This is a genomic window from Virgibacillus chiguensis, from assembly GCF_900129865.1.
Taxonomy (GTDB): domain Bacteria; phylum Bacillota; class Bacilli; order Bacillales; family Amphibacillaceae; genus Virgibacillus; species Virgibacillus chiguensis.
In genome coordinates, this window is record NZ_FQXD01000010.1 from 23,084 (window position 1) to 37,766 (window position 14,683).

Consider the following 14,683-nt stretch of genomic DNA (forward strand, 5'->3'; position numbering starts at 1 on the left):
GGAGGTTGCTATGCAACGAGGAACATTTCAGTTAATGAAATCAGTAAATAAATCAATTATTTTAAATAAAATTAGGACGTGCGAGCCTATTTCTAGGGCACAAATAGCTAAGGAAACAGAGCTGACTCCCCCTACAGTAAGCAGTATTGTTAAAGAATTACTAGAGCAAGGTATGGTTTATGAACAGAAAAAGGCTACCTCAATGGGTGGGAGAAGACCTACGATGCTTTATATTAATAAAACAGCCTATTATTTGGTGGGAGTGGATGCTGGTCCGGAGACGATGAATGCAATTGTTACTGATTTGGGTGGTACAATTTTAGGACGTATATCATATGTGTTAAACACTCCGATTACAGAGGCCTCCTTTCTAGATGTTATGAAACAGAGTATTAACGAGGTGGTACGTCTTGCGAATGTGAAAATGGAAGAAATTATGGGTATAGGTGTAGCGATGCATGGTGTTGTCGAAGTAGCTACAGGGAAATCTTTATATGCCCCCAATTTAAAATTAACGGATATTCCGATAAAAGAAGCGTTAGAACAAGAGTTTTGTGTGACGGTAAAAGTGGAAAACGATGCGCGTGCAATGGCTCTAGGTGAAGCATGGTTTGGTGGTCATGGTGACTTAGGTAGTATGGTGACTGTTAACTTAGGGCGAGGCGTAGGCGCTGGGATTGTAACAGATGGAAAATTATTTCATGGTGCAAAAGATATTGCTGGTGAAATAGGTCATATGACGATCGACATTAATGGAGAAATTTGCGAGTGCGGAAATCATGGTTGCTTGCAAACTTTTGCTACGGGTCCAGCAATTGTAAGACGCGCACAGCGAAAATTAGCTGAACGAGGAGCGGAGCATTCTTTTAAGCTCACTGCAGAGAGTGTATTTGAGCTCGCAAAAGCTGGAAATACGCTGTATGTAGATGTATTAGAAGAAACAGGCTTTGCTATAGGTATTGGCTTAACGAATGTGATACATATTGTTAACCCAGAAAAGATTGTGTTAGGTGGAGGGGTTATGAAAAGTGAGGAATTCCTTTTACCTATTATTAAAAAGACAGTCAACAACAATGCTTTGACAGAAGGGGCAAAAAATACAGAAGTGAAGGTAACGAAACTTGGGAAAGATGCTACTGTGTTGGGTGCTGTAGCGTTGCTTTTGGTGGAAATATTTGATTCTGTTTTAGGCTAGGAAACAGACATGGCTTGTATGAAGAAAGCAACGTATCGTGTTGTGCCAAGCACTGTATATAATCTCTAATAAATATGTACATCCCCTTTTACAATTGAAAAGGGGATGTCATGTAATAATAGGATAATTAGTCTTGGGGACTTTGTTGAAGAGAAAAACAGAGGGTTAACAAGAAAAAAATAAAGCAAGTCTATCGTTAATTCGAGCTTGCTTGTTTTAGCATATAAATGTCCTTTTTATTTGTCCATACATCTTCTCTCAGTACAGCAAAATTTACATGCATGTTGCTGATTTCTTTCTTCACATAACCAAACTCTTTTGCATTTTCTATACGCATTCCGTCTATCTCTGCTTTTAAATATTCTTGCCCGGAGCGTAGTGCGGTTAAGATATCTTTATGTTCATCCAGTCTTTGTTCAATAGTTGTAATTCTTTGTCCTTGTTCATCAAGTTTGTGTTCGATAGTTGCAATTCTTTGTCCTTGTTCATCAATTCTTTGTTCTTGCTCAGTAAATCGTGATTCCAGATTATCGAAACGCTTCTCGAAGTTATCGAAGCGTGTTTCAAGAGAACCAATTCGTTCCCCTTGTTCTTGTATGCTTGTAGAGATTTGTTCCAGCATCGTAATGATCTTTTCTTCCATTTGCATGTTTATAATCCCTCCTCTCTAAAATATAATACGATTATATCATATAGGGAGGAAAGTTGTAGAATAAAATAGCAATTTGCGCAAAGCTATCAATTTTTCTAAGGGGTGTTGAAACATTTCCATGGATGGAAGATTCGCTTTATTATATAGTATACTTTAATGATGTAAATAAACGTAATGCTATTAAATGTGGGCATTTGTAAAAAAGGGGGGGTAACATGAGTAAACAAAAAATTGAAAAAAGCGTTCGCTATTATGCGGCCCAATTAGTGCAAGAAAAAGGATACATTAGTCCGCTAGATTTATTAATAAAAATGGAAAGAATTACTCCGAAGCAAGTGGAAGATTGGAGGCGTAAAAGGGTTTCCTACTTAGAGCGAATGATACTTGGTAACCTATCCAAACTGCAGTTTATCTTGCAAACGTTAAGAAAGTTTGCCCGAGAACAGGATTTAAAGCCTTCTGAAACGGTATATAAATCTTGGGGAAAAGGAGCAAAACAACAGTTACGATTTTCGAAGTCAGGAAGTCCTTATGTGGAAAAGCTGTATGCAACGCATTATGTGAAAAAATAGATATGTATCTGTATTATACTAGTGGCAACTATGTACATTTCATTCGTATAAAAGCCTTTACATTATTTAAAGTTTATTTTATACTAAAATCAACAACTGGTTATAACCACATAGAGAGGAGGGCATTTAAAGTCTTGGACAAAAGTAGTAAGGTGCCTTTATATTTACAACTTATGAACGAAATCATTGAGAAAATCGAACAAGAGACGTATGAAGAACATGATAAATTACCTTCTGAGCGTGAACTGTGTGATATGTATAAATTAAGTAGGATTACGGTGAGGCAGGCGCTGCAAGAGTTAGAAAGAGAAGGTTATATTTATAAGTTACATGGAAAAGGAACATTTGTATCGGCTACCTCCATTGAACAAAATTTAGTTAAACTGTACAGCTTTACAGAAGAAATGAAAAAAGTGGGAAAGACGCCGATGACCAAGGTTTTATCTTTCAAAGAGATAGCCATTGATACTAGGATAGCAAATAAAATGGGGTTAGAACCATTGGATGAAGTATTTGAGGTCGTACGTTTACGACTTGCAGATGAACAACCACTTATGTATGAAACATCCTATCTACCAAAGAAGTGGTTTCCATATTTAACAAAAGAAAAATTGATGGAAAAGCCTATGTATGATATTTTTTCACATGATTATCAGGTCCACGTTACGAGAGCAATTGAACGTTTTTCAGCAACCCAATTACGGGAAACAGAAGCTGGTTATTTAAATGCTCTAACCCAGCAACCAGCTATGTTAATTAAACGATTTGCCTATCATCACGAGCAACTCATTGAGTATACCATTAGCGTAGCACGAGGCGATAAATTTGATTATACAGTAGAACTAACGTAAAAAACCTCTATTGAGTTCATATTATACTTAATAGAGCTATTTCATAACACAACTGGTTATGACAACATAACCAGATGAATGAAGGAGGAGCATCATGTTTGGCTTAACTCAGAAAGAATTAGAAAAAGGCAAGGCAGGTCATACGGCTCAAGAAATTTATCAGCAGCCTAAAGTTTGGAATAAAGCATTACACATATTTGCAGAGAGAAAGGAGGAAATTCACAACTTTTTACATGCTATATATAGTAAGCATGAGAAAGTGCGAGTAATTTTAACTGGTGCTGGAACGTCAGCGTTTGCTGGTGACATATTAGTTCCTGAATTACAAAAACAAGATCAGGAAAAGGTGCAATTTGAAGCAATTGCAACAACAGATCTCGTTTCTAATCCGACTAACTATATCTTCAAGAAAGTACCAACCATTTTGGTATCGTTCGCAAGATCAGGGAATAGTCCGGAGAGTTTGGCTGCGGTTAAGTTGGCAACAGATAGGATCGACCATTTTTATCAAGTAAATATTACATGTAATCCAGAAGGGAAGCTGGCAGTCAACACAAAAGATGATAAGAACAGCTTAACGATTCTTACACCGGAAGAAGCGCATGATCAAGGATTTGCTATGACAAGCAGCTTTACGAGTATGATGGTCATTTGTTATTTGGCTTTTTCTAAAGATACTAATGCAGGTGAGAAGCTACAGACGGTTATTACTAATGGAGAGAAATTTATTGAAAGCGTTGTGAATACGGTAGATGCGGTGTTAGAGCATGGTATGGACAGGATTGTTTATTTAGGCTCTGGTTCGCTTGGGAAATTTGCTCATGAAGCAGCTTTAAAAATGCTTGAGCTGTCAGCAGGTAAAGTGGTAGCTGTTCACGAGTCTTCGTTAGGATTCCGTCACGGACCGAAATCTATTTTGAATGACAAATCCATCGTCGTACTGTTTATGTCTCAAGATGCTTATACACAAAAATATGATTTGGATATATTAAAAGAGTTATCCGGAGAACCAAAGGACATTAAAACGGTTGCGCTTACTGAAATGGATAATGAAGAAGTAAGTCAATATGCAAACTGGACAGTGTCTGTTAATAATAGCAAGCAGTCACTAGAAAATGATTTCTACCTATCTTTACTATACGTCGTATTTGCACAAGTTTTAGCACTGAAAAAATCGATTCAATTAGGAATTACGCCAGATAACCCAAGCCCAGACGGATCCGTCAATCGCGTAGTGCAAGGTGTAACGATTTATCCTATGACATTCGCATAGTGAAAGGCTGGTTACGTGTAAATAAATATGGGCTACAGCAATAGATGCCTATTTTTGAAGGGATTTACTTTATGGTAAGAAATGAGGTTGGGACATAAGTGAAAGTACGTGTTTTTAAAATGTATTACTGTGTCCTAAAAGCAATTAAATCGATATAGCAGTGCATTTCTACAGTAATTGAAAGAAAAATTTTATTTCTCAACCTTTATTTAAACAAATCGAAAGGATGAAAAAAATGACTACAAAACCAAATATTTTGTTAACAAGAATTGACAATCGCTTAATACATGGGCAGGTCGGAGTTACTTGGGTTAACCATTTAGGAGCAAATCTAGTCGTAGTTGCCAATGATAAAGTTTCACAAGACGAAGTGCAACAGAGTTTGATGGACATGGTGTTGCCAGATGTTATTCAGGCAAGATACTTTTCTATTCAAAAAACCATTGATGTGATCCATAAGGCTTCACCAAGGCAAAAGATATTTCTCGTCGTTAAAGATGTTCATGATGCACTAGCTTTAAAAGAAGGCGGTGTACCAATAGACCATATCAATATAGGTAATATGCATTATGCAGAAGGGAAAAAGCAAATTTCTTCTACTGTCTCTGTTGATGAAAAAGATATTGAAGCATTTAATAAGCTGCATGATATGGGGGTAACGCTTGATTTAAGAGGAGTTCCAAACGAAAAAGGGCAAGACATTATGGATCTTCTTAAATAACTTACGCTTAAAGGAGGAATCAAACATGTTAATGGAAGCGATTTTAATTGCTATTTGGGCAGGTATTATTGGGATTGATTTATATGTAGGTTTAACCCACATGCACCGTCCTGTTGTTACCGGTTTAGTTGTCGGTTTAATTTTAGGTGATGTAACTACTGGTTTAATTGTCGGGGGTACATTGGAATTAATTTGGATGGGAATGGTTCCGCTTGCAGGAGCCCAACCTCCAAATGTAGTTATTGGAGGAGTTATTGGTACAGCCTTTGGTGTGATAGCTGGTCAAGATCCACAAGTGGCTGTGGGGGTAGCAATACCATTTGCTGTCGCGGTACAAGGATTAATTACATTATTTTTCACATTATTTGCCCCTGTCATGCATAAAGCAGATCAATTTGCTTTAGATGCAAATACAAAAGGGATAGACAGGATAAATTATTTAGGTATTGCCATTCTATTTTCTTTTAATGCACTGATCGCATTTTTACCAATTTATTTCGGAGCAGAACAAGCAGCTGCCTTTGTTGAAACTGTCCCCCAATGGATTATAGATGGCCTATCCATTGCAGGAGGAATTATGCCAGCTATTGGTTTTGCAATGTTATTGAGAATTATGATGAAAGTAGAGTATATTATGTTCTTTATCGTAGGATTTATTCTTGCGGCATATTTAGAATTACCAATATTAGCAATCGCTTTAATTGGTTTAGCGATAGCGCTATATGATTTTTATCAAAATAAAAATAAACAAGGTCCTGCGCCTAAAGAGGAGGAGATTACGGATGGCATCTAATAGTTATCATTATGAAGATACAACTTCTGCTCCGGATTTACAACCGAAGGAACTTAGAAAATTAGCATGGAGATCTTTATTATTACAAGCTTCATTTAACTATGAGCGTATGCAAGCAGCAGGTTGGCTTTACTCTATATTACCAGGCTTAAAATCAATTCATAAAAACAAAAAAGATTTAAGTAAATCGATGAAAGACCATATGGAATTCTTTAATACGCATCCATTTCTTGTCACTTTTATTATGGGTATTATTTTAGCAATGGAGCAAAAGAAGGAAGATAGAGAAGCTATTCGTGGAATTAAAGTGGCAACGATGGGACCTTTAGGTGGTATAGGGGATGCGTTATTCTATCTTACATTATTACCTATTACAGCGAGTATCGGTGCTTCTCTGGCGGTAAATGGTAATATTTTTGGCCCCTTTGTGTTTCTAATCATGTTCAATATCATCCATTTTGGAGTTAGATTTGGTTTAATGAACTATGGCTACAAAACAGGAGTAAAAGCAATTGCAAAATTGAAAGAAGGAACACAGCATGTTTCACGTGCGGCCTCTATTGTCGGATTAACCGTTGTTGGAGGATTAATAGCTACGTACGTTTCATTTAAAATTGACTACACGTGGACACAAGGTGAATCTGAATTAAATGTTCAAACAGATATATTAGATCAAATCATGCCTGCTCTTTTACCTTTAGCCTATACACTACTCGTTTATTGGCTGCTTAAAAAAGGTCGTTCACCGCTTACTTTAATTGGATTAACCGTCGTTGTAGGGCTTATCGGATCTTATTTTGGAGTTATGTAGGTAAGGAAATAAATGAAAATGGAAGTCGGGAAGGGTGCATACAATGATTGGGATTATAATAACTGGACATGGTTCGTATCCTGAGGGGATGTATGAATCTATTCGTTTGATTGCAGGAGATGTAGAAGGGTTAAAAACAGTCCCTTTTCATGAAAATCAAGAACAATTGGAGCATGATTTAATAGCAGCAATGGCTGAGGTTGAATATGGAAGTGGTGTTGTTTGTTTTGCGGATTTAGCGGGAGGCACACCTTTTAACGTAAGTTCTAAAATTGCTGCATCAAAAGGTAATGTAAGGGTAATTGGCGGAACCAATTCACCAATGCTATTAAGCAGTTTATTCCAAAGGGAACAAAACCTAGATGATTTTGTACAACATGCTTTATATGAAGGACAAACAAACATTAAATCGTTTGAAATCGCGAAAAAGAACAAAGAAGAGGATTTGGACGGCATATAAAGCTTTTACACGATACGGTTTATTGCATAAGTAAAACAACAACGTTTTTCGCATAAAGCTATATCAATAAGCCAAATTTTTCTAAAATAATCTATTCATTCGTACCCAATTTAAAGGAAGTGTAAGGAATGCAATATTATATAAAGGCAGATCAATTTTTATTAGAAGATAGGTTGGAAGGTCCAGGTTATCTTGCCATTGATCATGGACGTTTTGGCGAATGGAAGAAAAGCCTTACTACACAAGCTAATATCGTGGATTGGAGCGGTTATACCATCGCCCCTGGGTTATTTGATACACATATTCATGGTGTCAATGGCTATGACATTATGGATGGGACCAAAGAAGCTGTGCAGCAAATTTCAGAAGCCTTGTTGCCGCTTGGGGTAACGCGGTTTCTACCAACGACATTAACGTCCTCTTCCGAAAACTTGGAACAATCTATAGCAGCGATTGTGGAGGCGACGGAGGAAGGACTTTCTGGAGCACAGTCAGAGGGGATTTATTTAGAAGGACCTTTTTTTACAGAAAAGCATAAAGGGGCACAAAATCCTATCTATTTTCGTGATCCTGACTTAGAACTGTTTACAAAATGGCAACAGCTTGCGGGTGGTTCTATCGTGAAAATTGCGCTAGCACCAGAACGGAAAGGATCTAAAGAATTTATTACTGCATTAACGGAAGCAAATGTAAAAGTAAGCCTTGGCCACAGCAATGCAGATTATGACTGCTGTAAAACTGCTATTGAAGCAGGGGCAAATACATTTGTGCATCTATTTAACGGGATGGCTGGATTTCATCATCGGAATCCGGGAGTAGCTGGATCAGCCTTAATGGCTAAACAAGCTTTTGTTGAATTAATTTGTGATGGGCATCATGTACATCCTGATGTCGCAGCTTTTACGTGGCGAGTGAAAGGCGATCGTACTGTTCTAATTACGGACTGCATGCGTGCAGGGCTTATGCCAGATGGAAGTTATCAGTTAGGCGAATTCCCTGTTGTAATGCGAAATGGGATTGCGCGGACAGAAACCGGTTCTTTAGCTGGAAGTACGTTAATCTTAAAGGATGCGATTAAAAACTTGAGTCAATGGTCTGATCGCACATGGGATGAAGCTTGGCATTTAGCTAGTCTAAGTCCCGCTCATAGCTTAGGTCGTGAACAAGAACTAGGAAGCATACGTCCAGGAAAATATGCCGATTTTGTCGTCATAGATGAGCAGTGCCAAATTCAAGCTACTGTCATTAGTGGCGAAATTAAATATCAAAAAAACAACGAGAAGTGAGGAGTTTTACGATGGGATATGTCCAAAACACAAAAGAAATGCTTATCAAAGCGAGAAATGAAGGGTATGCCGTACCAGCCTTTAATATTCATAATTTAGAAACGATCCAAACAGTTGTAGAAACAGCAGCAGAAATGAAGTCCCCTGTCATTTTGGCAGCGACACCTGGAACGATGAAATACGCTGGTAGAGCATATGTACAAGCTATTGCAGAAGTAGCAGCCAAGCTGCATGATATTCCAATTGCCTTACACCTTGATCATCATGAAACATATGAATCTATTGTTGAATCTCTTGAATTAGGAACCAAATCGGTGATGATTGATGGTTCGCATCATACATTTGAAGAAAATATTGCTATTACAAAAAAAGTAGTCGAAAAAGCACATGCTTATGGAGCAACAGTAGAAGGAGAATTAGGTAAATTAGTAGGGCAGGAAGATGATCTAGTAGTTGAAGCGAAAGATGCGGCATATACGGACCCAGATACCGTAGTGGAATTTATCGAAAGAACCGGTGTCGATTCTTTAGCAGTAGCAATTGGTACAGGGCATGGCTTGTATGAAACCGAACCGCAACTTGATTTTGAACGGCTTGAAAAAATTAACGATGTAGCGACAGTACCAATCGTTCTCCACGGGGCCTCTGGAATATCAAAAGCAGATGTACAAAAGTGTATTGCTTTAGGATGTGCGAAGGTCAATATTTCTACAGAACTGAAGATTCCGTTTTCAGAAGGACTTCGTGAGCATTTAATCGAGCACTCAAATGAAACAGATCCAAGGAAGTATATGACGCCAGCTAAAGAAAAAATGAAGGCAGCAGTAAAAGATAAAATAGAAATTTGTATGAGTGCAGGCAAAGCATAAAAGGAAGCAATAGAGGTAAGAGGACCTATGCTCTTGCCTCTAATTTCTGTAGATGGACTGGTTGGGTCTACTATGGAAACGATCTTAAACGAAGAACAGCTTTTGTAGCATTTTTCATGAGGTATAAAAGTAAAATATCCTTAGACTTATTGTATAAGAAAAATGATAGCGTCTTTCGCCATAAAGGGATTAGTCCGTTTCTCTACAAAACATACTGATTCGAGTTAGGCTAAGTGTTAAAGATATGCATTGGTAAAAGATTCTAATGAGGAGGAATAAATTTGATTTTGACGATTACCTTAAATCCGTCCGTAGATATTCAATATCGCTTATCAGATTTTAACATAGATACAGTAAATCGCGTTACAGATGTTAGAAAAACAGCTGGTGGAAAAGGACTCAATGTAGCAAGGGTTATTCGTCAGCTTGATGAGAAGGTTAGTGCTACAGGTTTTCTTGGTGGTAGTTTAGGAGATTTTATTAACAGCGAACTAAAACGATTAAACATTGAAAATGGATTTATGCCAATTACAGGGGATACGAGAAATTGTATTGCAATAATTCATAATGGAGAACAAACAGAACTATTAGAGGATGGTCCAGTTATTCAGCAAGAAGAAGCTAGTCAATTTTTACGTCAATTTCGTGAGCAAGCGAAACAAGCAAATTGGATAACCATTTCTGGTAGTCTACCAAAAGGGTTACAGAAAAATTACTATGAGCAAATGTTGGCTATCGCAAATGAAGTTGGCATTCCGGTGTTATTAGATACCAAAGGTGATTTATTAGCACGTTCGTTGCAAGGGGATACAGTCCCTTATTTGATTAAGCCAAACCAAGATGAGCTAGCTGACCTGCTTGGAGAAGAAAAGCTAGATATAGAAGATGTGAGAGTAGCTATTCAGTCAGTATTATTTGATGGAGTTGACTGGGTTGTTATTACGATGGGAGCACAAGGAGCGGTTGTAAAACATAAAGATAAGGTATATCGCGTACATTCTCCAAAAATTAATGCTGCTAATCCAGTTGGTTCCGGTGATTCTGTCATTGCCGGCTTTGCCACCGGATTAGCTAGGCAACTTTCAGGTGAAAATCTGATCAAATTCGGTTTAGCTATGGGTGTATTAAACGCCATGGAAGAGCAGACAGGATATGTTGATATAACGAAAGTTTCTTGGTGCATAGAGCAGATGAAAGTAGAGGACTGGGTTTAAATGCAATGCGCATATAAGCATGTACCGACTCCCGCTTCCGAGCGGGAGTCGCTCTTGCTCGTCGAAAGCTCGCTCTCCTCCGTGTAGAAGTCGCTCCCGTCCGTCGCAAATTCTCTCATGCCTACTCGGAACTCGCTCCCGTTCGTAGCAAATTCGCTCATCTAGCGCGGAACTCGCTCCCGTCCGTCGTAAATTCGCTCATCCCTGCGTGAAGATCGCTCCCGCCCGTCGTAAATTGGCTCATCTAGCGTGAAGATCGCTCCCGTCCGTCGTAAATTGGCTCATCTCCGCGCGGAGCTCGCTCCTGTCCGTCGTAAATACGCTCATCCCCGTGCGGAACTCGCTCCTGTCCGTCGTAAATTCGCTCATCTAGCGCGAAGCTCGCTCCCGTCCGTCGTAAATTCGCTCATCTAGCGTGGAACTCGCTCCCGTTCGTCGCAAATTCGCTCATCTCCGCGCGGAACTCGCTCCCGTCCGTCGCAAATTCGCTCATCTAGCGCGAAAACTGCTCCTGTCTCTCGCAAACTCGCTCATCCCTTCGTGGAACTCGCTCCCGCCCGTCGTAAATTGGCTCATCCCCGCGTGGAACTCGCTCCCGTCCGTGAGAAAATCACTCGCTCTCACGCAGAACTCGCTCTTGTTCCCCGTTACTTTACTTTAAATTCACTTTTTAATGATTTTATAATGCTGTAACAAATAAACAACATAATAAAGGTAAAAGGAGAGGCTACTACAATGGAGATTGTTTTTACGGCATCTAATCCACCAGCTAATAAAAATACGATAGCAGATCCAGATGAAATAATTCCCCATGTCATTTTAATTCGATTAGATGGATTTAAATTTCCTTTATCACTTAGCATGCCAAGTACAAAAGTTGCTGAATCAGCAGAAGTAATAAAAAATGAAAAAATAAGTATAAGTGCTAACACGCTTAAAATAGAACCTAATGGAATTTCATTAAAAAAAGCAAATAGAGCCGCATTTACGTCAGCATTAATATTATCTGCTAAGGCAGTATTTTGAAACTCATGAATCAAGTGAATGGCGCTTCCTCCGAGTATCGAGAACCAGACGAAAGAAATTAAAGATGGAACGACTAATACACCGATGACGAACTCTTTAATCGTTCTTCCTTTAGAAATTCTAGCAATAAATGAACCAACAAAAGGTGCCCAAGTTGTCCACCATGCCCAATAAAATACCGTCCATGAGCCAATCCAATTATTTGCTTCTTGGTCAAATGGCTCCATTTTCAGCCCCATTGGAACAATGTTACCAAGATAATTTCCTGTAGAACTAATAAAAATTTCCAAAATTTGTTTTGTCGGACCGATGAGAAGAACGAAAAGCATCAAAGTAAATAATAGAATGACATTTAAACTAGATATATATTTGATGCCGCGATTCACGCCAGTCGAGGAAGAAATTAAGAAAATAATGGTTGCAAAACTAATAATCATGAGTTGCGTACTAAATGTATTTTCAATGCCCCATCGTGCTTCCATGCCACTAGCTATTTGTAATGTACTTAAACCAAACGTACTAGAAATGCCTACTGCTGTAATAAAAACCGACAGTATATCAATTGTTTTTCCTAAGTTCGTATGAATTTTGTCGCCTAAAATAGGATGGAAAATAGAACTGATTGCTGAAGGTAACCCTTTTCGAAAATGAAAATAAGCTAAGCTTAATGCTACGATTCCAAAGAGAGCCCATGGGTGCAACCCCCAATGAAAAAATGTATATGTCATTGCATTATTTGCAGATTCTATCGTTCCACCTTCCCCATACGGAGGAAATAAATAATGCTTTACTGGCTCTGCTACTCCCCAAAATACAAGTCCTACCCCCATTCCCGCACTAAAAAGCATCGAAATCCAAGCGGTAGTACTAAAGTCTGGTTTATCTGTATCTTTTCCCAGTTTGATATTTCCGTATTTTGAAAAAATTAAAAAACCGCATATGAAAACAAACGAAGATCCAACGAGCAAATAAAACCAATTAAAATAAGTGACTGCAAAATCTAAGAAGATTGCCGCTTTTTCTCCTAACCATTGATTAAATACAACACCTACAACTACAAATAAACTACTTAACGCTAACGAAATCCATAAAACAATATTACGTTTCCACAAAAAATATCACACCTTCATTTCTTCTAGAATAGAGGCTTAAATCCAATAGCATTAAAAATAAGCTAACCTTTATACCAGATAAAAGTTGCTGTAAGACTGTCCACTTTAAAGAAATGGAAATCTTGACCTGGACGAGTCTATGAGGGAGGTAACAGCACCTCAATCCGCATAATAATCAGTGGAAATTAAAGAAACGCCGCTGATGGAAGGCTTTTTTTATACGAATGTATGACCCAACCTCTTTAACAGTCCCCATTATAACACGATGATTTGTACGTAAAAAGGTGAATTAACTACATTTAACAGGGAAATGAAAATACTTGCATTATCGAATCTTTTTTGGTTGCTTGGTTGAAATACATCCCTTTCCTTTCTACCCAAATAAAAGTTTTCTTATTATAACTATGTAACAATAGTTGATAAGTAGGAAGGGGGGGAAGGGGAAGCCAAAGCAGTTTTTATAAAACGAATAGTGGGTTTCTAAGACTTGCGATATGCAAGTTTTTCTAACTGAGGAAATTTGTTATAGTATAGAATAGGAATATCTTGAAACAAAGGAGGCTCATAACATTGTTTTCAGACATAATGTGGGGAAGTTTAGCAATGATACTTATCATTGCAATATATGTAACGATCAAAAAAAGAAAACGAGCTGGGGTGAAAGGCATTAAAAGCGCGCTGACACCGATTTGTTTTTTCTGTATATCCATGGTAAATATCATTGCCTACTTCTTTGAATTTCTCGGTTTGGTGAGTTTTGGGATCACTGTTGCTTTGTTTATTTTAGGTGCATATTTCACTAAATATTTGAAGATACCTGCGAACTGATCTTTTAAAATAAAAGTCTTGATAAATAAATGACTGCTGTTACCGTAATCGTACTGAACATGGTGGAAAATAGAACGATTTGTGCTGCGAAATTTGGATGATTGTTATATTCTTGAGCAATAACGGAACTGTTTACAGCTGTGGGCATTGCTGAGGCAATGAACAGAGCTTGAGCGATAATGCCATCTAGTTGTAAGATACGTATAATACCAAGCGCAATGATTGGACCGAGAATGAGGCGAATAGCTAAACTGATATAAACTGTTGGCAAACTGGAAATTAGACGAAGTTGAGCTACTTGAGCACCTAAAGTAAGTAAGGCCATAGCTACCATTGCATCAGCTACATAATTAGCTGGAACCCAAACGAAAGTGGGTATGGAAACATTTGCAATATTTAATAAAATTCCTGCTAGCATGGCGTATAATACGGGCATTTTAAAATAACTGAATAACGCTCGTAGTTTACCAATTTGGATTGATTGTAAGGAAAAAATGCCATAAGAAAATAGGAGAATATTTTGTAAGGTTAAAATGATGACTTGAATGGACATCGCTACAGGATCACTTTTAAACACTAAATCGTTAACAGGAACGCCATAATTACCAGAATTAAAGAAAAGAATACTATTGGAAAATGTAGTCGACTTTCCTTTATCAAACCCAATAAAGCGTGCGGTAATTGTTGCTACGATATAGAGTAAGGCAATGAATAATATAAAAAAGACGACTATTTGTAGTAAGAGCTGCCCTGAAAATGTTGTATCGTACAGTTTAACAAAAATAAACCCAGGAACAAGAAAGTAAATATTTAATTTTGCCAGCGTCTGTAAATCAAGGTCAAATTTCTTTTGTAAGAAAAAACCTAATCCCATAATAATAAACACAGGTAAAATAATATCCTTTACTATTATTAAAAATGCTTCCAAATTATTTCTCCTTTCACATTCTACAATGATGGTTTTATTTTTTCTCACACATGTAGATATGTCAACTTCATTTTATGTAAATGATAAAATCC

The 14,683-nt window shown here is 37.8% G+C and carries 15 protein-coding genes; 12 read left to right on the plus strand and 3 right to left on the minus strand.

Translation table 11 applies throughout. The features are described from left to right. The first annotated feature begins 10 nt into the window (after positions 1-10). Positions 11-1,195, plus strand: coding sequence for an ROK family transcriptional regulator (locus BUB45_RS11975; RefSeq protein ID WP_073009539.1), 1,185 nt, complete (start codon positions 11-13; stop codon positions 1,193-1,195). A gap of 196 nt (positions 1,196-1,391) precedes the next feature. Here the strand turns inward: BUB45_RS11975 and BUB45_RS11980 are convergent, their stop codons facing one another. After that, positions 1,392-1,844 carry a hypothetical protein gene (locus tag BUB45_RS11980; protein ID WP_073009542.1) on the minus strand — a complete coding sequence of 151 codons (453 nt, stop codon included), beginning with the start codon at positions 1,842-1,844 and terminating at the stop codon, positions 1,392-1,394. Between the two features lie 218 nt (positions 1,845-2,062). Between BUB45_RS11980 and BUB45_RS11985 the strand changes: the two genes are divergently transcribed. The 10 genes from BUB45_RS11985 to pfkB all read left to right on the plus strand — a co-directional run bounded on the left by BUB45_RS11985 (position 2,063) and on the right by pfkB (position 10,697). Continuing rightward, positions 2,063-2,419 (plus strand): hypothetical protein, encoded by a 357-nt coding sequence (locus BUB45_RS11985; protein WP_073009545.1) that lies wholly within the window; start codon positions 2,063-2,065, stop codon positions 2,417-2,419. Positions 2,420-2,553: 134 nt separating this feature from the next. Beyond that, positions 2,554-3,270 carry a GntR family transcriptional regulator gene (locus tag BUB45_RS11990; protein WP_244527726.1) on the plus strand — a complete coding sequence of 239 codons (717 nt, stop codon included), beginning with the start codon at positions 2,554-2,556 and terminating at the stop codon, positions 3,268-3,270. A gap of 94 nt (positions 3,271-3,364) precedes the next feature. Continuing rightward, on the plus strand, positions 3,365-4,543 hold the full coding sequence (locus tag BUB45_RS11995) for an SIS domain-containing protein (protein WP_073009548.1): 1,179 nt from the start codon (positions 3,365-3,367) through the stop codon (positions 4,541-4,543). A gap of 235 nt (positions 4,544-4,778) precedes the next feature. Next, complete coding sequence (gene agaV, locus BUB45_RS12000; RefSeq protein WP_101932810.1) at positions 4,779-5,264, plus strand: PTS N-acetylgalactosamine transporter subunit IIB; 486 nt, start codon at positions 4,779-4,781, stop codon at positions 5,262-5,264. A 25-nt stretch (positions 5,265-5,289) separates the two neighbouring features. Beyond that, entirely contained in the window at positions 5,290-6,057 is a 768-nt protein-coding gene (agaW, locus tag BUB45_RS12005) for a PTS N-acetylgalactosamine transporter subunit IIC (protein WP_073009554.1), read from the plus strand. Beyond that, positions 6,047-6,868 carry a PTS system mannose/fructose/sorbose family transporter subunit IID gene (locus tag BUB45_RS12010; protein WP_073009558.1) on the plus strand — a complete coding sequence of 274 codons (822 nt, stop codon included), beginning with the start codon at positions 6,047-6,049 and terminating at the stop codon, positions 6,866-6,868. The genes agaW and BUB45_RS12010 overlap by 11 nt, the downstream gene beginning before the upstream one ends. A gap of 43 nt (positions 6,869-6,911) precedes the next feature. Further along, complete coding sequence (locus BUB45_RS12015; protein ID WP_073009560.1) at positions 6,912-7,328, plus strand: PTS sugar transporter subunit IIA; 417 nt, start codon at positions 6,912-6,914, stop codon at positions 7,326-7,328. Positions 7,329-7,456: 128 nt separating this feature from the next. After that, the gene (gene nagA / locus BUB45_RS12020) at positions 7,457-8,614 is read left to right on the plus strand and encodes an N-acetylglucosamine-6-phosphate deacetylase (RefSeq protein WP_073009563.1); all 1,158 of its coding nucleotides are present in this window, start codon (positions 7,457-7,459) and stop codon (positions 8,612-8,614) included. An 11-nt stretch (positions 8,615-8,625) separates the two neighbouring features. Beyond that, positions 8,626-9,483 (plus strand): tagatose-bisphosphate aldolase subunit GatY, encoded by an 858-nt coding sequence (gene gatY / locus BUB45_RS12025; protein ID WP_073009566.1) that lies wholly within the window; start codon positions 8,626-8,628, stop codon positions 9,481-9,483. Between the two features lie 281 nt (positions 9,484-9,764). Next, positions 9,765-10,697, plus strand: a complete 933-nt coding sequence (pfkB, locus tag BUB45_RS12030) for a 1-phosphofructokinase (RefSeq protein WP_073009569.1) — start codon at positions 9,765-9,767, stop codon at positions 10,695-10,697. Positions 10,698-11,344: 647 nt separating this feature from the next. Here pfkB and BUB45_RS12035 read toward each other — a convergent pair. Then, positions 11,345-12,835 carry a BCCT family transporter gene (locus BUB45_RS12035; RefSeq protein ID WP_073009570.1) on the minus strand — a complete coding sequence of 497 codons (1,491 nt, stop codon included), beginning with the start codon at positions 12,833-12,835 and terminating at the stop codon, positions 11,345-11,347. 570 nt (positions 12,836-13,405) lie between these two features. Here BUB45_RS12035 and BUB45_RS12040 point away from each other — a divergent pair. Continuing rightward, positions 13,406-13,663, plus strand: coding sequence for a hypothetical protein (locus BUB45_RS12040; protein WP_240458753.1), 258 nt, complete (start codon positions 13,406-13,408; stop codon positions 13,661-13,663). 4 nt (positions 13,664-13,667) lie between these two features. Here BUB45_RS12040 and BUB45_RS12045 read toward each other — a convergent pair whose 3' ends face one another. Continuing rightward, positions 13,668-14,591 carry an AEC family transporter gene (locus tag BUB45_RS12045; RefSeq protein WP_073009572.1) on the minus strand — a complete coding sequence of 308 codons (924 nt, stop codon included), beginning with the start codon at positions 14,589-14,591 and terminating at the stop codon, positions 13,668-13,670. Positions 14,592-14,683 lie beyond the last annotated feature (92 nt).